General features: G+C 66.2%; 14 protein-coding genes and 1 riboswitch. Of the genes, 6 read left to right on the top strand and 8 right to left on the bottom strand.

From position 1 onward, the window contains the following. Positions 1-23: 23 nt before the first annotated feature. Entirely contained in the window at positions 24-980 is a 957-nt protein-coding gene (locus tag R6258_RS12745; RefSeq protein ID WP_318450835.1) for a LysR family transcriptional regulator, read from the bottom strand. A 232-nt stretch (positions 981-1,212) separates the two neighbouring features. Here R6258_RS12745 and R6258_RS12740 point away from each other — a divergent pair, with 232 nt between their 5' ends. Further along, entirely contained in the window at positions 1,213-2,019 is an 807-nt protein-coding gene (locus R6258_RS12740; RefSeq protein ID WP_318450834.1) for a TraX family protein, read from the top strand. A 49-nt stretch (positions 2,020-2,068) separates the two neighbouring features. Here the strand turns inward: R6258_RS12740 and R6258_RS12735 are convergent, their stop codons facing one another. Further along, positions 2,069-4,393, bottom strand: coding sequence for a putative bifunctional diguanylate cyclase/phosphodiesterase (locus R6258_RS12735; protein ID WP_318450832.1), 2,325 nt, complete (start codon positions 4,391-4,393; stop codon positions 2,069-2,071). A gap of 265 nt (positions 4,394-4,658) precedes the next feature. On the opposite strand from R6258_RS12735, the gene R6258_RS12730 reads away from it, so the two are divergent. The 4 genes from R6258_RS12730 (at position 4,659) to R6258_RS12715 (ending at position 7,707) form a co-directional block, all read left to right on the top strand. Beyond that, a complete protein-coding gene (locus R6258_RS12730) occupies positions 4,659-5,114 on the top strand; it encodes a hypothetical protein (protein WP_318450829.1) in 456 nt (151 codons plus the stop codon). Positions 5,115-5,263: 149 nt separating this feature from the next. Next, positions 5,264-6,367 (top strand): malate dehydrogenase, encoded by a 1,104-nt coding sequence (locus R6258_RS12725; RefSeq protein ID WP_318450827.1) that lies wholly within the window; start codon positions 5,264-5,266, stop codon positions 6,365-6,367. A 204-nt stretch (positions 6,368-6,571) separates the two neighbouring features. After that, on the top strand, positions 6,572-7,264 hold the full coding sequence (locus R6258_RS12720) for an SDR family oxidoreductase (protein ID WP_318450825.1): 693 nt from the start codon (positions 6,572-6,574) through the stop codon (positions 7,262-7,264). A gap of 122 nt (positions 7,265-7,386) precedes the next feature. Further along, on the top strand, positions 7,387-7,707 hold the full coding sequence (locus R6258_RS12715) for an XRE family transcriptional regulator (protein WP_318450823.1): 321 nt from the start codon (positions 7,387-7,389) through the stop codon (positions 7,705-7,707). Between the two features lie 49 nt (positions 7,708-7,756). Here R6258_RS12715 and R6258_RS12710 read toward each other — a convergent pair whose 3' ends face one another. The 3 genes from R6258_RS12710 to R6258_RS12700 all read right to left on the bottom strand — a co-directional run bounded on the left by R6258_RS12710 (position 7,757) and on the right by R6258_RS12700 (position 11,493). Continuing rightward, positions 7,757-8,242 (bottom strand): metallophosphoesterase family protein, encoded by a 486-nt coding sequence (locus R6258_RS12710; RefSeq protein ID WP_318450821.1) that lies wholly within the window; start codon positions 8,240-8,242, stop codon positions 7,757-7,759. Between the two features lie 3 nt (positions 8,243-8,245). Further along, a complete protein-coding gene (gene ilvD, locus R6258_RS12705) occupies positions 8,246-9,937 on the bottom strand; it encodes a dihydroxy-acid dehydratase (RefSeq protein ID WP_318450819.1) in 1,692 nt (563 codons plus the stop codon). 158 nt (positions 9,938-10,095) lie between these two features. Then, positions 10,096-11,493 (bottom strand): sodium:solute symporter family transporter, encoded by a 1,398-nt coding sequence (locus R6258_RS12700; RefSeq protein WP_318450817.1) that lies wholly within the window; start codon positions 11,491-11,493, stop codon positions 10,096-10,098. Next, positions 11,483-11,600, bottom strand: a riboswitch (TPP riboswitch). (Overlaps the previous gene by 11 nt.) A gap of 201 nt (positions 11,601-11,801) precedes the next feature. Between R6258_RS12700 and R6258_RS12695 the strand changes: the two genes are divergently transcribed. Continuing rightward, positions 11,802-12,479, top strand: a complete 678-nt coding sequence (locus R6258_RS12695) for a hypothetical protein (RefSeq protein ID WP_318450815.1) — start codon at positions 11,802-11,804, stop codon at positions 12,477-12,479. Between the two features lie 21 nt (positions 12,480-12,500). Here the strand turns inward: R6258_RS12695 and R6258_RS12690 are convergent, their stop codons facing one another. The 3 genes from R6258_RS12690 to R6258_RS12680 all read right to left on the bottom strand — a co-directional run bounded on the left by R6258_RS12690 (position 12,501) and on the right by R6258_RS12680 (position 17,688). Continuing rightward, positions 12,501-14,369, bottom strand: coding sequence for a diguanylate cyclase (locus R6258_RS12690; RefSeq protein WP_318450813.1), 1,869 nt, complete (start codon positions 14,367-14,369; stop codon positions 12,501-12,503). 138 nt (positions 14,370-14,507) lie between these two features. Then, a complete protein-coding gene (locus tag R6258_RS12685; protein WP_318450811.1) occupies positions 14,508-16,007 on the bottom strand; it encodes a CoA-acylating methylmalonate-semialdehyde dehydrogenase in 1,500 nt (499 codons plus the stop codon). A 178-nt stretch (positions 16,008-16,185) separates the two neighbouring features. Next, entirely contained in the window at positions 16,186-17,688 is a 1,503-nt protein-coding gene (locus R6258_RS12680; RefSeq protein WP_318450809.1) for a protein adenylyltransferase SelO, read from the bottom strand. Positions 17,689-17,864 lie beyond the last annotated feature (176 nt).

Raw genomic sequence — 17,864 nt, 5'->3', positions numbered from 1 at the left:
CACCGCAACGCAGCACGCAACCCTCAACGAACGTCGATCCGTTCGACCAACCACGGCAGGTGACGCCGGAGCTCGCCGGTGTAGCGCGTTTTCAGCAACCCGCGGCTGTCGCGCGCCAGCTGCGCAGGCAGGTCGCCGAGCTCGTCGCGCCGCGCGACCAGCGTCAATTCCCGACGCAGCGGGGCAATGGGCAGCTCGACCACCTGCACGTCGAGACGATCGAGTCCCGCCTGGCACAGGCACAGTGGCGTGGTGATCGTCCAGCCGACGCCGGCGTCGACCATGCGCAGCAAGGCGAAGGTATTGTCGAGATGCAGCCGGGCGGGCAATTCCAGCTGGTTGAGACGCAGATGGCGCTCGATGGCCTGGCCGATCAGCGACTGCGGGGTGTAGCGCACGAAATCCAATTGTCGGGCCAGCCAGCGCAGGTTGTCGTGGCCGCCATGCCAGTGTCGCGGCAGCACCAGCACGAAGGGTTCATCGAGCAGCGAGTGGCGCTCGAGCCCGTCGTAGTTCTCGAGCCGGTCGTCGGAGACGATGATATCGACGTGGCGGGTCAGCAGCGCATGGCCGTGCATGTGCGAAAGCCCGGTGGTCAGCGTGTAATCGCGGGTGTGGCGCTTGATCGCCTCGATCAACGGCTGGCCGACCGCGGTGGCCAGCGAGTCGACCAGCGCGATGCGCACCTGATGGAGCTGCTGGAAGGCGCCGCTGCGCAGCTCGCGACGCGTCGCGCGGGCCTCGTTGAGCATGCGCTGGGCGCGATCGTAGAAGAAACGCCCCGCGGCGGTCGGTTCCAGCGGCCGGGCGTGACGCAGGAACAGCGACACCCCCAGCGTTTCCTCGAGATTGGCCAGGCTCTGCGACACCGACGATTGCTTGAGCCCCAGGTGCAGCGCCGCCGCCGTCTGGCTACCGCGCTCCAAGGTCTCGACGAAGATTTCCATGCTCCGAAGATCGAAGCCGAACGCCCCACGCATATCGCCACCTCGTTTGCCAGGCCGATTATGGCGTCGCACTATCCAAAGCCTCCGCCAAGGATCTTGCCAACGGTCACCTCGGCGACGATGCGGCATTCGCCGCAGGCCGGCAAATGCCGTCGCTCAACGCTGGCCAGGCCGCGACTGGAGCCGATCGGCCAACGACGCTATGGTAGGCCGCTTCGTCATCCGCGACATGCGTGACGAGCGAGCGTTCGTCATGGAACCGCCTATGCCTCACATTCTCAGCGACAGCACCGTCTCGCCAGGGCCGCTCCCAAGCCTCTCCTCGGCCTGGACCGGCTGGGGCCAATGGATCGCTCTGATCACCATGAGCCTCGACCACGCCATCCGTTACCTGCTGCCCGAGACCTGGGAGCTGGGCTGGGCGAGTTCGTCGATCGGCCGGATCGCCTTTCCGCTGTTCGCCGCGATGGTCGCCTGGCATGCACTGTTCGATACCCGCGATGCGCAGCGCTATGCGCGACGCATCCTGGTGATCGGGCTGGCCGCACAGCTGCCCTACCTGGTCATGCCGCGCGGCGCCTTCCAACTGAACGTCTGCTTCACGCTGGGGCTGAGCCTGGCCTGGGCGAGCGGGCTGCGCACGCTGCTCGGGAGCGAAGCGGCGCGCTCGAACGTCCGTCACGCGGCGTTGGGCCTGGGCTTGCTGCTGCTCTCGCCGGGACTCTGGCTACTGCTCGGTCCCTGGCTGGAATACGGCCACGCCGGGTTGGCGCTGGTGCCCGGCTTCATGCTGGCGCTGAGCCAGCTTGCGCGGCTTTCTACCGACCCGGGCGAACGGGCGATAGCGCTCGCCGCCAGCCTGCCGGTACTGGCCCTCGCCGACTGGCTGAATCACTCGTTGATGGCCAAGGCGTTCACCCTGGCGACCGTGCTGGGCGTGTTGTGGCTGGCGGCCGGCGGTGCTCAGCGCGTTTCAGCGGTGGCTCTGCGCATGCCGCGCTGGCTATGGCTGGGCTGGTATCCGGGGCATTTTGCGGCGATCGCCGCCTGGCTGCTGTTCGGCGCGGCGTGATCGGCTGAAACCTCGACACGGCTAGCCGCTCATCGCTTATTGCCCCCTCTCATGCCGTGCTCGAGCAGTCACTGATCGCCGCGACCAGGGCATCGAACGGCAGCGGGCGAAAGAACCAGTAGCCCTGGAAGATATGACAGCCGTTGCGAAGCAGGAAGTCGCGTTGCGAGGCGGTCTCGACGCCCTCGGCGACGACTTCCAGGCGCAGATTCCGGGCGATGGTGATGATCGTCTGGACGATCGCCTCGTCGTTGGAGTTCTCGAGTTCCTGGATGAAGCTGCGATCGATCTTGAGCTCGTCCAGTGGCAAGCGCTTCAGGTAAGCCAGTGACGAGTAACCGACCCCGAAATCGTCGATCGCCAGGCTCACGCCGATGCGCTTGAGATCGCGCATCGTCTCGACCGTCTCGATCAGGTTGTCGATCATTACCCCTTCGGTGATCTCGAGCTGCAGGCGCCACGGGTCGATACCCGAGCGCTCGATGCAGCGCTCGATCGTGGCGGCGAAATCAGGCTGGCCGAACTGACGCGGACTGATGTTGATCGACAGCCGCGGGAGCTGCCGTGCGTCGAGCCGCATGAGCGTCTCGCAGGCCTGGTCGAGCACGCGCTGGCCGATATCGAGGATCAACCCGCTCTCCTCGGCCACCGGGATGAACTCGAACGGCGGGATCATGCCGCGCTCCGGGTGCGACCAGCGCAACAACGCCTCGGCGCCAACGATCCGTCCATCGCCGTCGACCTGGGGCTGGAAGTGCAACTGCAACTGATCGGCTTCGAGCGCCTGACGCAGGTCCTGCTCAAGGGTCAACCGCCATACGGCCGCGGTCTGCATGCTCGGCAAGTAGCCACAGGCCTTAGCGCGTCCCTCCGTCTTGGCCTGGAACATCGCCGTCTCGGCCTGCTTGAGCAGTTCGGTCGCGCTACTCTCCTCCTCACTGAACAGCGCGAAACCGATACTCGGGGTCACCATCAGCGGCCGATCGCTGAGATGGTAGGGCTCCGAAAGTGCGCTCATGACACGCTCGGCGACACTATTGACCCGGTCGATCACCTGCTGGCGATTGCCCTTGATGCGTGCGACCACCACGACGAACTCGTCGCTGTTGACCCGCGCGGCGATGTCGCCGTCACGCAGCAGTTCGGTCAAGCGACGTGCCGTGGCGTTGAGCAACCGGTCGCCGACCGAGTGGCCGAGTGACTCGTTGACCTCCTTGAAGCGGTCCAGGTCGATGAACAGCACCGCGCCGTACTCGCCGTGATGAAAGGTGTCGGCCATGATCTGCGCCAGGCGCTCGCTGAGCAGACGCCGATTGGGCAACCCGGTCAGTGCGTCGTAATAGGCCTGACGGTGGATGGTCTCCTCTGCTTGGCGCCGTTCGGTCAGGTCTTCGACGACCGCGACGCCGGCGACGATATCGCCTTGGCTGTCGCGCACGCCACTGAACAGGATCCGCACCGGCAGCGCCGGCCCCGACGCCGCCAGCATGCTGTAGTCGCCCTCGAAGTAGCCTTCGCCTTGACTCAACGCGCGTTGCACGGCCCGCTTGACGCGGGAACTCTGCACGGATTCCAGCATGTCGAAACCCAGAAAATGCTCCCGTGCCTCACCGGTGATCTGGAGCAACTTGTCGTTGCAGTCGGTGACCCGGCCCCGGGCGTCGAAATGCAGCATGCCCAGCGGCGAGGCCTGGAAGATGGTGTGGTAGCGGCTTTCGCTCTCGCGCAGCGCATGCTCACGCGCCTCGCCCTCGGCCTGGAGATGGAAGTTGTCGCGCAGGATTCGATTCCAGCGAAGACTGACGACCAGCGTGAAGATCAGGAACAGCCCGACCATCGCCGCCACGACCAGCGACACCGAGCCGCCCAACCATAGGTAGTGCAGGCTCAAGGGCAACAGCGTGGGAATCAGGAAGGCCGCCGCGACCGACCACACCGGCGCCATGGTGACCGCCCCGCCCGAGGCGATGCCGGCCAGCGCCATGACCAGGATCACCTGGTGCTGGGAATCCGAGACCGGAAACAGCCATAGCCCGCAAGCGCCCCACAACAGCCCCGAAGCGGTCGAGCCGATCGCATAGCCGATCATCCAGCGCCGCGCCGCCTCGGCAGGCGGGGCCTTGCGCTGAAAACACCAGGCCAGCCCCAGCCGGGCGAGCGTGACCAACGCCACCGCCGCCGTCCAGCTCAGCATCAGGCGCTGATCGACGACCGACCACAGCGAGGCGACCAGCAGCCCCGCGACCAATACGGCCGACACCATCGGTAGCCACAACCCATCGTAGAGGATGCGCACCTGTTCGCTGCGTATCCGTAACCGATGCGGTGTCTCGCTGTCAGCACTTCCCCGCGCAATCTTCGTTGAGGCTTTCAATACGCCGCCCCTTTATATGGCCCTGCCCCGTTAGTCATCGCCGGGATAAATCCGCACCCCGCGATCCGTCACCGTCTCATCAGTCTTTCACCTTAAGGGTTTCAGGCGGCATTCGAACATTTTTCTGTCCCGAACAAACGCCGCTCAGCTAAAATAACCAACCCATCATGCCGCGTATAGGTGGCAGAAGATTCGTATTGAGCGCGCCAGCGCCTCCTCTTCATACTAGCTGTCCATTCGCTCACATGGATTCGTGAGGGTTACAGTGCAGCCGTCCAGCGCTCAATTACCGTTATATTCCTGTCACTGGTACGCTTGGCAATGCGTCAGCGCCGACGATGGAGCCGACAGCTATTTTTCGCCGGTCTATCTGAAACGAGTGGTGGCCCGGGGCGGCTTGGCGCCGGCACTGACCCTGGCGATAGTCAATGTGCTCAACCTCGACAGGCCCCAGGACGAGATTCTCTCACTGCGCACCATCCGCCACGACTGCCGGCTACTGATTGCCGACGTCATGGAGCCGGGCAGGACGCCCTCCAGCACCGTCATCATCACGCCGATCACCTTCGGCTGGCTGCGCCGCCATGCTCCGCACGTCCTCGACCAGCATCCCTCGGCGCTGCTCGATCATGCGGATACCGCAAGCGCCGACCGCTATCTGAGACGGGCCTTTCCCTATGTGACGAGACCCAGCCTGTGCCACGATGGTGGGGGTCGCTGAAATTTCTCCAGCCCTCTATGCTAGCCTGTACGTTGGGTTCCGCAGAGCCCGACGCCCGTTATTCATCGCGCAGCCATCGGCTCCGATCGGGCCAGATGACGATGCCGCGTGGCTAGCGCCTCCATCCAACGAGCCTTGGGAAACAAATGATGAAACGCCCCTTCCGTATTGCCGTCACCGGCGCCGCTGGTAGCATCAGCAATTCGTTACTCTTTCGTCTTGCCGCTGGCGAGGTCTTCGGCACCGATCAGCCCATCATCCTGCAACTGATCGAGCGCAGCGAAGCCATGGAGGCACTGCGCGGTCTGGCCATGGAACTCGAGGATTGCGCCTTCCCGCTGTTGCATGCCGTCCGTCTGCACGACAACCCGGAAGACGGCTTTCGCAATGTGCATTTCGCCTTTCTGATCGGCGCCAAGCCGCGTGGCCCCGGCATGGAGCGTGCCGATCTGCTGGCCGCCAATGCCGAGATATTCAGCCGTCAGGGGCGTGCGCTCAACGATCATGCCAACCCCGACGTCAAGGTGCTGGTGGTCGGCAACCCGGCCAATACCAATGCGCTGATCGCCAGCCGCAACGCCCCCGACCTGTCGCCGTCGCAGTTCACCGCAATGAGCCGGCTCGACCACAACCGCGCCAAGGGCATGATCGCCAACCGTACCGGCTTCAATACCGCCGATATCCGCAAGGTCGCCGTCTGGGGTAACCACAGCGCCAGCCAGTTCCCCGACGTGCGCAATGCCGAGGCGATGGGCGAGCCGATCTGGCCCGGACTCGATCACGACTGGGTCGACAGCACCTTCATTCCCCGCGTCCAGAAGCGCGGTGCGGAGATCATCGACGCGCGCGGCCAATCCAGCGCCGCCTCGGCCGCCCAGGGCGCCATCGATCATATGCGCGACTGGTACATGGGCACGCCCGAGGGCGATTTCGTCAGCATGTGCATCGTGTCCGACGGCAGCTACGGCATCACCAAGGGCATCGTGTTCTCGTTCCCGGTGCGCTGCCGCTACGGTCGCTACCAGATCGTCCAGGGCCTGCCCATCGATGACGCCGCCCAGAAGCGTCTCGACGCCACCGAGAAGGAACTGCTCGAGGAAAAGGACGCGGTCAAGCATCTGCTGCCGCCCGAAACCGAGGAGTCGCACAACAACCTGAGCGTCAACCTGCGCTCCGGGGCCAATCGTTACGGCGAGGAAGACCGTGACGACGATAGCGAGGCCTGCGTGCTGCGTACCGATCGGGTGATATAACGCCCCCGCCGTTGCACGGCGCAGCATGCGCCGTGCAACGGTCCGCTTACCCCGCCTCTTGCCGTTTTCTTGCCACGTCACCTGCTGCCATGGGGCAGTTCGGTAGTCTGCATCGTCATTAACGATGCCAGCCTCATGCCTGACATTGCATAAGTCGGCATGTCTTACCATGCTAAGAATCGACGGCTTGGCATGGAGGTCATGATGAACGATCGCGTACTACTGATTACCGGCGCCTCGAGCGGCATCGGCGCCGCTACCGCTCGCGCCGCCCATCGCGAGAATTACCAACTGGTACTCGCGGCCCGTTCGCTCGACAAGCTCAAGACGCTGGAGCATGAATTCGGCGCCGAAAAAGTGCTTGCCGTCGAGTGCGACGTCACCTCGATGGAGGATCAGCAGGCGATGGTCGATCAGGCCATGGAGCGCTTCGGGCGCATCGACGCGGTCTTCGCCAACGCCGGTGTCGGCGGCTCGCCCGGGGGCTTCAGCGAGGCCGACCATCACGCTTGGCGGCAGATGCTGATGACCAACGTCTACGGCGTCGGGCTGACCATCCAGGCGACCCTGCCGGCACTGCGCCGCAGCCAGGGTCATATCCTGTTGACCGGCTCCGCCGCGGGCCGGACGACGATCCCCGGTTCGATGTACAGCGCCAGCAAGTGGGCGGTGACGGGCATCGGGTACAACCTGCGCGAGGAGCTGCGCGGCACCGGCATCCGCGTCACGCTGATCGAGCCCGGCATGGTCGACACACCGTTCTTCGACCAGGCCCCCGAGCAGGCCCTGGCCGATCGCGACATCGCCAATGCGGTGATGTATGCCATCGGCCAGCCCCAGCACGTCGACGTCAACGAGATTCTGGTGCGTCCCACGCCGCCACGCGACGAGAATTGACGCATGGCGACGGCGCCGACCGAGAGCGCAAAAAAAGCCCGCAAAAAACCTCGAATTTACACTGGTCGCGCGGGCAAAAATTGCGCATGCTTGAGGGGTCCGATTGTCACTTCTGGAGCCTCATGGACGCGGTACGACAAACCGGCAACTGTGCCTCACGTGCGCAGTGCCATCCCAACCGGGACTTCGATGTTCGAGATATGGAGCATCGCACCCGGCTGATGCGCGTAGTCACTCGCCGCATCGCCCTTTCTGAACTCGGTAACCGTGAAATCGCCCGGCGCGCCGGTATCCCCACTCAACGCATCAGCGACCTGCTCGCCGGTCGGCTGGAGCATTTTTCCGCCGACGATCTCCAGGCGATCCGCGATCGCGTGGAAAGCGTCGTCGACGATAGCGAGCCCGCCCCGAGCGTAGCCACGGTCAGGACTACGCCACCCTAGCGCCATCGCCAGCTTGCTACAGCTCGACCTCGAACGCTTGGCCTCGCACTCAGAGCGGCAGATGGATGATCGCGCCGCGCAGCCCTCGCTCGTCCAACCATAGCTTGCCGAGCGTGATGGGTAGCCGAAAGCGACGCCGTCCGGCGCCGCCGGGGTTGAACAGCAGCCGACCGTCGCGCCATTCGTTGCGCGGCTTGTGGGAATGGCCATGCAGCACGGCTTCGCAGGTCGTGGCGGTGTCGAAGTCGGCGATGTCGTGAACCAGATGCAGGCGGCGGCCGTTGACGACGAGATCCTGGGTTTGAGGTAGCCGTTCGGCCCACGGCTGGGTATCGATGTTGCCGCGCACGACGTACAACGGCGCGATCGCCGCCAGGCGCTCGAGGATCGCCTCGTCGCCGACATCGCCGAGGTGCACGATCGCCTCGCAGTCGGCCAGCAGCGTCAGCGCCTCCGGACGCAGCTGACCGTGGGTGTCGGCGATCACGCCCAGCGCCGAGCCGATCGTCAGCGTCGGCACCTCGCCCGCGGCCATCGTCTACTCCGGCAGGTCCGTCACCGCCCCTCGCGAGGCCGAACTCACGGTGCGCGCATACTTGGCCAGCACCCCGCGCCGATAACGCGGCTCGGGCTGACGCCAGGCCGCCCGGCGCAGTTCGAACTCGTCGTGACTGAGCGCGACGTTGATGATGTCGGCCTCGGCATCGATGGTGATCTCGTCGCCATCCTCGATGAGTGCGATGGGCCCGCCGTTGAACGCCTCCGGCGAGACATGGCCGACCACGAAACCGTGGCTGCCGCCGGAAAAGCGTCCATCGGTGATCAAGGCCACCTGATCGCCCAGCCCGCGACCCATGATCGCCGAGGTCGGGGTCAGCATCTCGCGCATGCCCGGCCCGCCGCGCGGCCCCTCGTAGCGGATCACCACCACGTCGCCGGCGATCACGGTGCCGTCGTTGATGCGGGCCTGGGCCTCCTCCTCGGAACCGAACACCCGCGCGCGGCCGGTGAAGCGCGTGCCCTCCTTGCCGGTGATCTTGGCCACCGCCCCCTCCGGCGCCAGGTTGCCATGCAGGATGCGCAGATGGCTCTGCGCCTTGATCGGCGCATCGAGCGCCGCGATGATCCGCTGATCCTCCGGGTACGGCGCGACCTCGGCCAGGTTCTCGGCCAGCGTGCGACCGGTCACCGTCAGGCATTCGCCGTGCAGCAAGCCGGCCTCGAGCAGCGTCTTCATCAACGGCTGGATGCCGCCGATCGCCACCAGCTCGCTCATCATGTAGTGGCCGCTGGGCCGCAGGTCGGCGAGTACCGGCACGCGCTGGCCGATCCGCGTGAAATCGTCCACCTCGAGCTCGACTCCGATGGCACTGGCCATGGCCAGCAGATGCAGTACCGCATTGGTCGAGCCGCCCAGTGCAATGACCACGGTGATGGCGTTCTCGAACGCCTCGCGGGTCATGATGTCGCTGGGCTTGATATCACGCTCGAGCAGCGCGAGCACCGCCGCTCCGGCGGCGCGGCTGTCGTCGCGCTTGGTATCGGAGACGGCGTTCTGCGCCGAGGAATTGGGCAGGCTCATGCCCAGCGCCTCGATCGCCGAGGCCATGGTGTTGGCGGTGTACATGCCGCCGCAGGCGCCCGGCCCGGGAATCGCCGTCTCCTCGATCTGCTTGAGCTCGATGCGATCGATATCGCCGCGCGAGTGGGCCCCCATCGCCTCGAACACCGAGACGATGTCGGTATGGTTCGCGCCCGGCAGGATGGTCCCGCCGTAGACGAACACGCTGGGCCGATCGAGGCGCGCCAGGCCGATCATGCAGCCCGGCATGTTCTTGTCGCAGCCGCCGATCGCCACGACTCCGTCGAAGCCCTCGCAACCGGCCACCGTCTCGATCGAGTCGGCGATCACCTCGCGCGAGACCAGCGAATACTTCATGCCCTCGGTGCCGTTGGCGATCCCGTCCGAGATGGTGATGGTATTGAACACCACGCCCTTGCCGCCGGCCTCGTCGGCCCCAGCCCGCGACTGCTCGGCGAGTTCGTCGATATGACTGTTGCAGGGCGTGACCTGGCTACCGGTGGAGGCGATGCCCACCTGGGGCTTGCGGAAATCGTCGTCGCCGAAACCCACCGCGCGCAGCATCGCGCGGCTGGCCGACTTGCCCGGACCGTCGACGACCGGGCTCGAATAGCGACGACGCGGGTCGGCGGGGGATTCATCACTCATCACGGCTACTCCCTGGACTGGTCATGTGGCTGGTCTGTTGCGACATTGCATCACAACAGACTAGCCGACTCAGTCTGAAAGCGCGGCGCCGCGCTTGCAAACCGCCTCCCGCCATTCGGCTTTCGCACCCGATCGGGTCACGAACGCAGCGGCTCGCTTCACTGGGTCGACAACGCCCTCACCGGCCGTACCCAGGCTACCGCCAAGCTGACCACTGCCGACGCCGTCAGCGCGCCCAGAAACGGCGCCAGCGTCGGCGCGCCGCCGGGAAAGCTCGTCGCCAACAGGCCGCCCGCCAGGCTGCCCTGGGCGACCCAGCCGGGCAACACCGCGCCGCCCAGCCCGGCCAGCCCGCCGGCCACCGCCGCCGTGGTGCTCATCCGCGACCAGAGTCCCAACAGCACGGGCACCACCGCCGTGGCACACAACAGATCGGCGACCAGGAACAGTCGCAGCACCGACACGCCCTGCAGCGCCACCAGCATCGCCGGGACCATCAGCGCCAGGGTGATCCAGCGCGCCCCGCCCAGCGACAACCCTCGCCGGCCGAGGCTTTCGCCCTCGCCGACCAGCAGCGAGGCGATGCCGTTCTGCAGGGTATCGACGCTCGAGGCGACCAGCGTCACCGCCAGTATCAGCGCCAGCAGGCTCAGCCAGCCCGGGGCGCCGTGCAGCAGGGCGAAGAACGGCATCGGCGGCTCGCCGAGTCGAACCCCGCTCAACGCCGCGAGGATCCCCAGCCCACCGATGACGGCAACCACCACCACCGTCGTCACGCCACCCAACACGGCACCGCGCCCCAGCGCGGCGGCGTCGCGGGCCGCCCAGACACGCTGCCAGTAGCCCTGGTGGAACAGGTTGGCCGCGGTCACCGCGATCACCAGCGTCACCGCCACGCTCAGCGCATCGCCGAAGGCGATGTCGGGCAGCGCGGCCGAGGCCGGTAGCGCCGGCATCCGCGCCAGCGCCACCCCGCCGACGACCAGCAGCAGCGCGCTCAGCAGCAACGCCTGCCAGCGGTCGGTAACCAGGCTCGCCCGCAGTCCGCCCCAGGCGGTGTAGGCCAGCGTGGTCACCGCCACGGCGACGATCGCCACGCTGCCCGACAACGGCGAGAGCAACTCGGTGATTCCGCCGATGGCGCTCAGCTCGGCGGCCAGGAAGCAGGCCATATAGAGTATCGAGATCAGCGCCACGTAGCGGCGCACGCCGGTACCGAAGCGCGCCGCGGCGAACTCGCCGATGCTGCGCCCCTCGGGCAGGCGGCGGCGGATCGCCGGACCGCAAAGTGCCAGCACGATGAATGGCAACGCCGAGCCGATGGCGTAGCCGGCCAGCGCCACCGGGCCGACGAAGGCCCCCACTTCCGGCGGGGCAAAGAGAATCCACGCGCCCATCCCCGAGGCCAGGAACGACAGCCCCAGCGTGGTGGCCGGCTGCGAGTTGCGCGCGGTCATGTAATCGTCGAGCGGATCGCCCGCGCGGATCGCGCGCAGGCCGAGAATGGCAAACAACAGCAACGCCGCACCGAGCGCGGCCAGGGTCGCGTATAGCATGTCGCACTTCCTCCGCCGGCATTAACCGGATCAGGTTCCAGGGTCAGCGCTTTGTGAAAGCCGCACTCTCAGCCCGCCCATTGGGCAGGACTCCCCTGGCGACAGTGAATGAGTGTAGGTATGTCGATTAAAGGTTAACGGCATAGCGCCGATAACCCAAGTTATGGCAAATTGTCGACGCATCGGCTTTGCCGGACAAGGCACCCGGCTTGGCGATGCTGCGGGAATCGCCTGGTCAATGTAGCAATCAATGGTCTGAAACGACGACACAACAACGAAGAATAACGCAGACATAGGGTCCTAGCGCCATGCCTTACCACGAAGCCAACGAGCATGCCCCCGGCCGGCTGCATGCGCTCTTCACCGACCCCTATCAGGCGTTCGGCAATCACGTCCATGCACGCTGGGACAACCTGCCGGTCGCTCTGCATGCCCTGCTCGACCGCCCGGTGGCCGCGGACGTACTGAAAGCTCGGGTGATCCACGGTTGGGAAAACGGCAACTTCCAGCTCGGCGAGCTCAATCATAGCGACCATGCCCTGCGCCGCCTCGCCGACCTGCGCCACGTCGAGGCTCGTTACCGCCAGGCGCGAAGCGACGGCCAGGCGCTGCCCAGCGACGACCGCTCGCTGCTCGAAAGGCCGCTGGACGATGCCATTGCCCAGGCCGAGCAGGCCGGCCAGTCGATAGACGACCTGACCCGCAATACCCCGGCGCGCTGGCCCACGTTCGAGCAGGGGCTGTTTCTCTACACCTTCTTCAAGATCTATCACCGCCTTACCTACGGCGAAGACGACGCCTACCGCTCGATCCGCTGCCTGGCGGCGCGCGGCCTGTACGAAGTCCACGAGTTCCATCTCGAAGAGGGCGAGTTCGCCATCGTCACGCCCGCCGAGGACGAGCCGCAGGCCACGACCCTGCTGATCCTCCACGAAAGCCAGCTCGAGCCGGTCAGCCAACTCCTGCAGACGTGCCGGATCTTCTAGGCGTATAGCCTTCGGCTTGCCCTAGGCGCGTTCACTCGAGTCCTGCGCGCAAAAATGGCGCGTCACGATGCGGTTGCGTTGCCGGGCCTTGGCCTCGTACATCGCCTGGTCGGCCTGCAAGTAGAGCGAATCCGCATCGACGATGCAGGCGAAATCCTCGCAGGCGACCAGGCCGAACGACGCCGTCACCACCCCAAGTTCCGAAGCGCGATGCGCAATGGCGAGTCGTTCGAGCGACTCGCGAAACCGCTCCAGCTCCTGATAGCCCGCCTCGCAGGAGTCGGCTTCCAGCAGTAGGCCGAACTCCTCGCCGCCGAGCCGGAACAGCTGATCGCCGGGGCGCTGGAAGCGCTCCGTGAGCAGTTCGGCGACCCGCACCAATACCGCGTCGCCGGCCTGATGGCCGTAGGTATCGTTGTAGGCCTTGAAGGCGTCGATATCCATCACCGCGAACAGCAACGGCCGACCGGTGCAGCGTCGATACTCGAGCTCCGCCTCGAGCCGCGCGCCGAACTGGCGGCGGTTGAAAAGCCCGGTGAGCGGATCGGTGCGCGCCAGGCTGGCGAGCTTTCGGTTGGCCCGCTCGAGTTCCCGGGTGCGCGCCACGACCTGCTCCTCGAGCCGCTGATTGGCGATGCGCTGCATGTCGTGGGTGGCGCGTTCGGCGCTGAGCTTGTCGTTCTTGAGCTGATTGATCTTCCAGGCCAGCCCCAGCGACAGCAGCATGAACTCGAGCCCCGAGCCCACCTGCACGGCGTATTCCGTGACCACATTGTAGGGCAGTACGCCGGCCACCCGCAGGAAGTACAACGAGATCCCGACCAGCAACACGCACCAGGCCACCAGATAGATTCGCGCCAGCACCTCGCCGCGACAGCTTCGCCAGACGGCGACGCCGAGCCACAGCGTGGAGAGCACGATGAAACCGGGAATCATTACCCGAAATACCCAGGCGTAATGCCCCCACAACGCCGGCAGCGCACTCAGCAGGCATAGCGCCGCCAGGCCTTGCAGCCCCCGGGACAGGCGTGGCACATGTCGGCGCAGGTTGAGATAGCTGTCGCTGAACAGGGTCAGGGTGAGCGCGAACAGGCCGATGTTGAGCGGCACCAACTGGTTGTTGAACGTCGGCCACTGCGGCCACCAATACTGAAAGGCGAAGCCGCGCGCGGTGAACATCAGCACGAAGAAAGTGCCCAGATAAGCCGCGTAAAGCAGCAGGGTGTGCTCACGCAGCGCCAGATAAAGCAGGAAGTTATAGGCCAGTAGCGCCAGCAACGCGCCGAAGTAGAGGCTGAAGGCCATAAGTTCGCGCTGGGCCTTGGCCAGGAAACCGGCATCGTCCATCAGGTAGAGCGGCGTGGCGTCAAAGAGCCCGTCGTGGCTATCCAGGCGCAGGATGACGCTGCGAGTCTCGCCGGGAGGCAGCGAAATCGGCAGCACGAAGGTGCGGTGCACTACCGGGCGCGAGCCGAAGGCGCGCCGATCCCCGGTCCGCCAGGATTTCACGATGGTACCGGCGGGATCGGCCACCCAGGCATCCAGATAGTCGTGCAGCGGCATCGCCAGCTCCAGCAGGCGTCGCGCCGGCGCCGAGGTATCGTTGGTGAGTTCGAAGCGCACCCACCAGGCCGACTCGGAGAAGCTGAAGTTGAGGGTCTCCTGCCTGGAGGGCCGCCAGGGCAAGCGCTCGCCGCCGGTCAGCAGCGCGTCGATGTCGTAGATCCGCTCGGCATCCTCGAGCAGGCTCACCCGCGGGCTCAGGTTGAGCTCGCGCGGGGCGTCGGCTATCGCGATCGCCCCGTGGGCCGGCGAGGTCGTCAGACACAGCAGCGCCAACCAGCACAGCGCAAGCGTCAATGATGGCAACGAAAGAGGACTACGGCTCACGACGGCTCCGCGCAAACGATCAAGGCGTCACCAGTCTATCCTGTTTTCCCATCCGCTCCGGTCGGCGCTTTTTCACTCTTCTCAACGCAAGCGGCCCCGCCTCTGGCGAGGCGGGGCCGTGTCGACGCGCCTTCTTACTCAGCCCATCGAGATGGTGCTGTTGATCCCCGAGGAGACGTTTTCAGGCTCGAACCAGCGTGCGGTGACGGTCTTGGTCTGGGTCCAGAACTGGACCGCCTGCTTGCCGTTGGGCCCCAGGTCGCCGAGCTTCGAGGCCCGCGAACCGGTGAAGCTGAAATACGCCACCGGCACCGGGATCGGCACGTTGATGCCCACCTGGCCGACGTCGATGTCGCTCTCGAAGCGCTTAGCCACCCAGCCGGAGTTGGTGAAGATCGAGGTGCCGTTGCCGTTGGGGTTGGCGTTGATGAATGCGATGGCGTCGTCCAGCGTGTCGACGCCGACCACGCAGAGCACCGGGCCGAAGATCTCCTCGCGATAGATGGCCATCTGCGCGTTCACGTCGCTGAAGATGGTCGGCCCGACGAAGTTGCCGTCCGGATAGCCGTCGACGCTCAGGCCACGGCCGTCGAGCCTGAGCGTGGCCCCCTCCGCCTCGCCCTTGTCGATCAGCGACACCACCCGGTCGCGCGCCGCCGGCGACACCAGCGGGCCCAGGTCGGCGTCGCGCTGGGTGCCGGGGCCGACCTTCATGGCGCGGGATTTCTCGACGATCTCGTCGAGCCACTCGCGCGCCTCGCCGACCAGCACCAGCACCGAGTTGGCCATGCAGCGCTGGCCGGCCGCGCCGAACGCCGAGCCCAGCAGGTTGTTGATCGCCTGGCTGCGATTGGCGTCGGGCATCACCACGCAATGGTTCTTGGCGCCCATCATCGCCTGCACGCGCTTGCCGGCGGCTCCGGCGCGGGCGTGGATCTGGGTGCCGACGTGGGTCGAGCCGATGAACGACACGGCCTTGATGTCCGGATGGTCGCACAACCGGTTGGCGACCGCGGGCCCGCCATGCACGACATTGAGCACGCCGGGCGGCACGCCGGCCTCGTGGGCCAGCTCGACCAGCCGCATGGTCGACGACGGGTCCTGCTCGGAGGGCTTGAGGACGAAGGTATTGCCGGTGGCAATAGCCAGCGGAAACATGAAGCACGGCAGCATGATCGGGAAGTTGAACGCGGTGATCCCGGCGCCCACCCCCAGCGGCTGGTTGAGCGAATAGACGTTGACGTCGCTCGCGGCGTTCTCGGCGATCTCGCCGAGCTGCAGCGAGGTGATCGAACAGGCGTGCTCGACCACCTCCAGGCCGCGCCCCACCTCGCCCTCGGCGTCGGGCAGGGTCTTGCCGTGCTCCTCGGTGATCAACGCGGCCAGCTCACTGGTGTGCTCGCGGATCAGCGCCTGGAAGGCGAGCATGATGCGCATGCGCTTGGCCAGCGGCACCTTGCGCCAGGTCTTGAAGGCGGCCTGGGCGCTGGCCACCGCGCGATCGACCTCCTCGACGCTGCAAAACGGCACCCGGGCGACGACCTTCTGGGTCGCGGGATCTATCACATCGCGCCATTCACCGGACTGCGACGGCGTGGGTTTGCCATCGATATAGAGGGCGATATCTCGGACGGACATGCGGGCGGCTCCTGTTGTGATTATTGATCTCGTTAGCGGTCGTCGCCCCGGCGCGCCTGGCCGTTCTTGATGCCGCGAGGCGCAACCGGAGAAGATTTCGCTAGCGTTCGTGCTATGGCTAGTTTACGCGCACGGCAACCCTACACAACGCCCGCCCGCGTACGACTTTTGTCCCGCCTCAGGTACCGCAAAAGGTGCGAAATACCTGCTCGCTGGGCGCGGCGGGCAGCGCGTACTCTTCGCGTCCCGGCTGATCCTCGAAGGGCTTGGCGAGCACCTCGCGCAGCGTCTCGAAGGGCCGGAAGTCGCCGTCGTCCGCCGCCGTCAGCGCCTCCTGAACGCGGTGATTGCGCGGGATGTACTTGGGATTGACCGCCCGCATGCGCCGGGCGATCTCGTCGGGACCGGCCGCTTCCCGGGTCAGTCGCTCACGCCACCGGGCGAGCCAGGCCTGGATCGGCTCGCTGCGTTCGAACAGTTCGTAAAGCGCCGGCTCGGCATCGACCGAGGCCGCCACGTCGCCGAGTTGCCGAAAGGTCAGGGTGAAGTCGGCGCGCCCCGCCCGCATCGTCTCGAGCAGCGCGTCGATGAGTTCGCCGTCGCCCTCCTCCTCGCCGGTCAGGCCGAGCTTGGCGCGCATCACCGCGAGTTTCTCGGCCTCGAAGCGCCCCGGATAGGTCTCGATCACCTTGGTGGCCTTGGCGATGGCCTGTTCCTGGTCCTCGTCGATCAACGGCAACAGCGTCTCGGCCAGCCGCGCCAGGTTCCACTGGCCGATACCCGGCTGGTTGCCGTAGGCGTAGCGCCCACCCTCGTCGATGGAACTGAACACGGTGCGCGGATCGTAGGCCTCCATGAACGCACAGGGCCCGAAGTCGATGGTCTCGCCGGAGACGCTCATGTTGTCGGTGTTCATCACCCCATGGATGAAACCGACGCCCATCCAGCGGGCGATCAGCGCGGCCTGGCGGGCCTGGACCGCCTCGAGCAGTGCCAGGTAGCGCTCGCCCTCGGGCCGGCCGAGATGCTCGCTGTCGGCGAGTTCGGGCTGCAGTTGTGGATAGTGGCGCTCGATGACATGGTCGGCCAGCTCGCGCAGGCCGTCGACATCGCCACGCCCGGCAAAGTACTGAAACGTACCGACGCGAATGTGGCTCGCCGCCACGCGGGTCAGGATCGCCCCCGGCTCGGGGATGCGCCGGACGACTCGCTCGCCGGTGGTGACCGCCGCCAGCGCCCGGGTGGTGGGGATGCCCATGGCGTGCATCGCCTCGCTGACCAGGTACTCGCGCAGCACCGGGCCGAGCGGCGCGCGCCCGTCGCCGCCCCGCGAGAACGGCGTGCGCCCGCCGCCCTTGAGCTGGATGTCGCGCAGCCGGCCCTGGCGATCCGTGACTTCGCCGAGCAGCACCGCCCGGCCGTCGCCCAGGCGCGGCACGAAGTTGCCGAACTGGTGCCCGGCATAGGCCATCGCCAATGGCTCGGCCCCGTCGGGCACGCGATTGCCCGAGAACACCTGGGTGGCGAGCGTCTCGTCGTAGGCGTCCAGGTCGAAACCCAGCTCCTCGGCCAACGGGCGGTTGAAGGCCACCAGTCGGGGCGAGGCGACGGGCACGGGATCGAAGCGTTCATGGAAACGCGCCGGCAGGCGGGCGTAGCGCAGGGTGAACGTGGGTAGCATTGCCTCTCCGGGTCTTGCCGATGGATGAAAGATGGCTTCGTCGTCTTTGAGGATAGGTGATAGCGAGCGATACACTTTGCAAGTTTCCGCCGGCCACGCGAAGCAAGGTGCCGGTTGCCACTCAAGGCAAGGTTTCGGTTGCCACTTGAGTGCCGATTCCGGCGAGTCCTCGGCCA

Origin of the sequence: Halomonas sp. HP20-15 (assembly GCF_033446685.1) — a bacterium.
Lineage (GTDB): Bacteria > Pseudomonadota > Gammaproteobacteria > Pseudomonadales > Halomonadaceae > Modicisalibacter.
Note: the sequence above shows the minus strand (reverse complement) of the source record. Positions and strands in the feature narration are given on the sequence as shown.

Excerpts from the sequence above, each read along its gene's own strand:
- R6258_RS12745 (WP_318450835.1), bottom strand. The coding sequence starts at position 980 with ATGCGTGGGGCGTTCGGCTTCGATCTTCGGAGCATGGAAATCTTCGTC.
- R6258_RS12740 (WP_318450834.1), top strand. The coding sequence starts at position 1,213 with ATGCCTCACATTCTCAGCGACAGCACCGTCTCGCCAGGGCCGCTCCCA.
- R6258_RS12725 (WP_318450827.1), top strand. The coding sequence starts at position 5,264 with ATGAAACGCCCCTTCCGTATTGCCGTCACCGGCGCCGCTGGTAGCATC.
- R6258_RS12720 (WP_318450825.1), top strand. The coding sequence starts at position 6,572 with ATGAACGATCGCGTACTACTGATTACCGGCGCCTCGAGCGGCATCGGC.
- R6258_RS12715 (WP_318450823.1), top strand. The coding sequence starts at position 7,387 with ATGGACGCGGTACGACAAACCGGCAACTGTGCCTCACGTGCGCAGTGC.
- R6258_RS12710 (WP_318450821.1), bottom strand. The coding sequence starts at position 8,242 with ATGGCCGCGGGCGAGGTGCCGACGCTGACGATCGGCTCGGCGCTGGGC.
- ilvD (WP_318450819.1), bottom strand. The coding sequence starts at position 9,937 with ATGAGTGATGAATCCCCCGCCGACCCGCGTCGTCGCTATTCGAGCCCG.
- R6258_RS12700 (WP_318450817.1), bottom strand. The coding sequence starts at position 11,493 with ATGCTATACGCGACCCTGGCCGCGCTCGGTGCGGCGTTGCTGTTGTTT.
- R6258_RS12695 (WP_318450815.1), top strand. The coding sequence starts at position 11,802 with ATGCCTTACCACGAAGCCAACGAGCATGCCCCCGGCCGGCTGCATGCG.
- R6258_RS12685 (WP_318450811.1), bottom strand. The coding sequence starts at position 16,007 with ATGTCCGTCCGAGATATCGCCCTCTATATCGATGGCAAACCCACGCCG.
- R6258_RS12680 (WP_318450809.1), bottom strand. The coding sequence starts at position 17,688 with ATGCTACCCACGTTCACCCTGCGCTACGCCCGCCTGCCGGCGCGTTTC.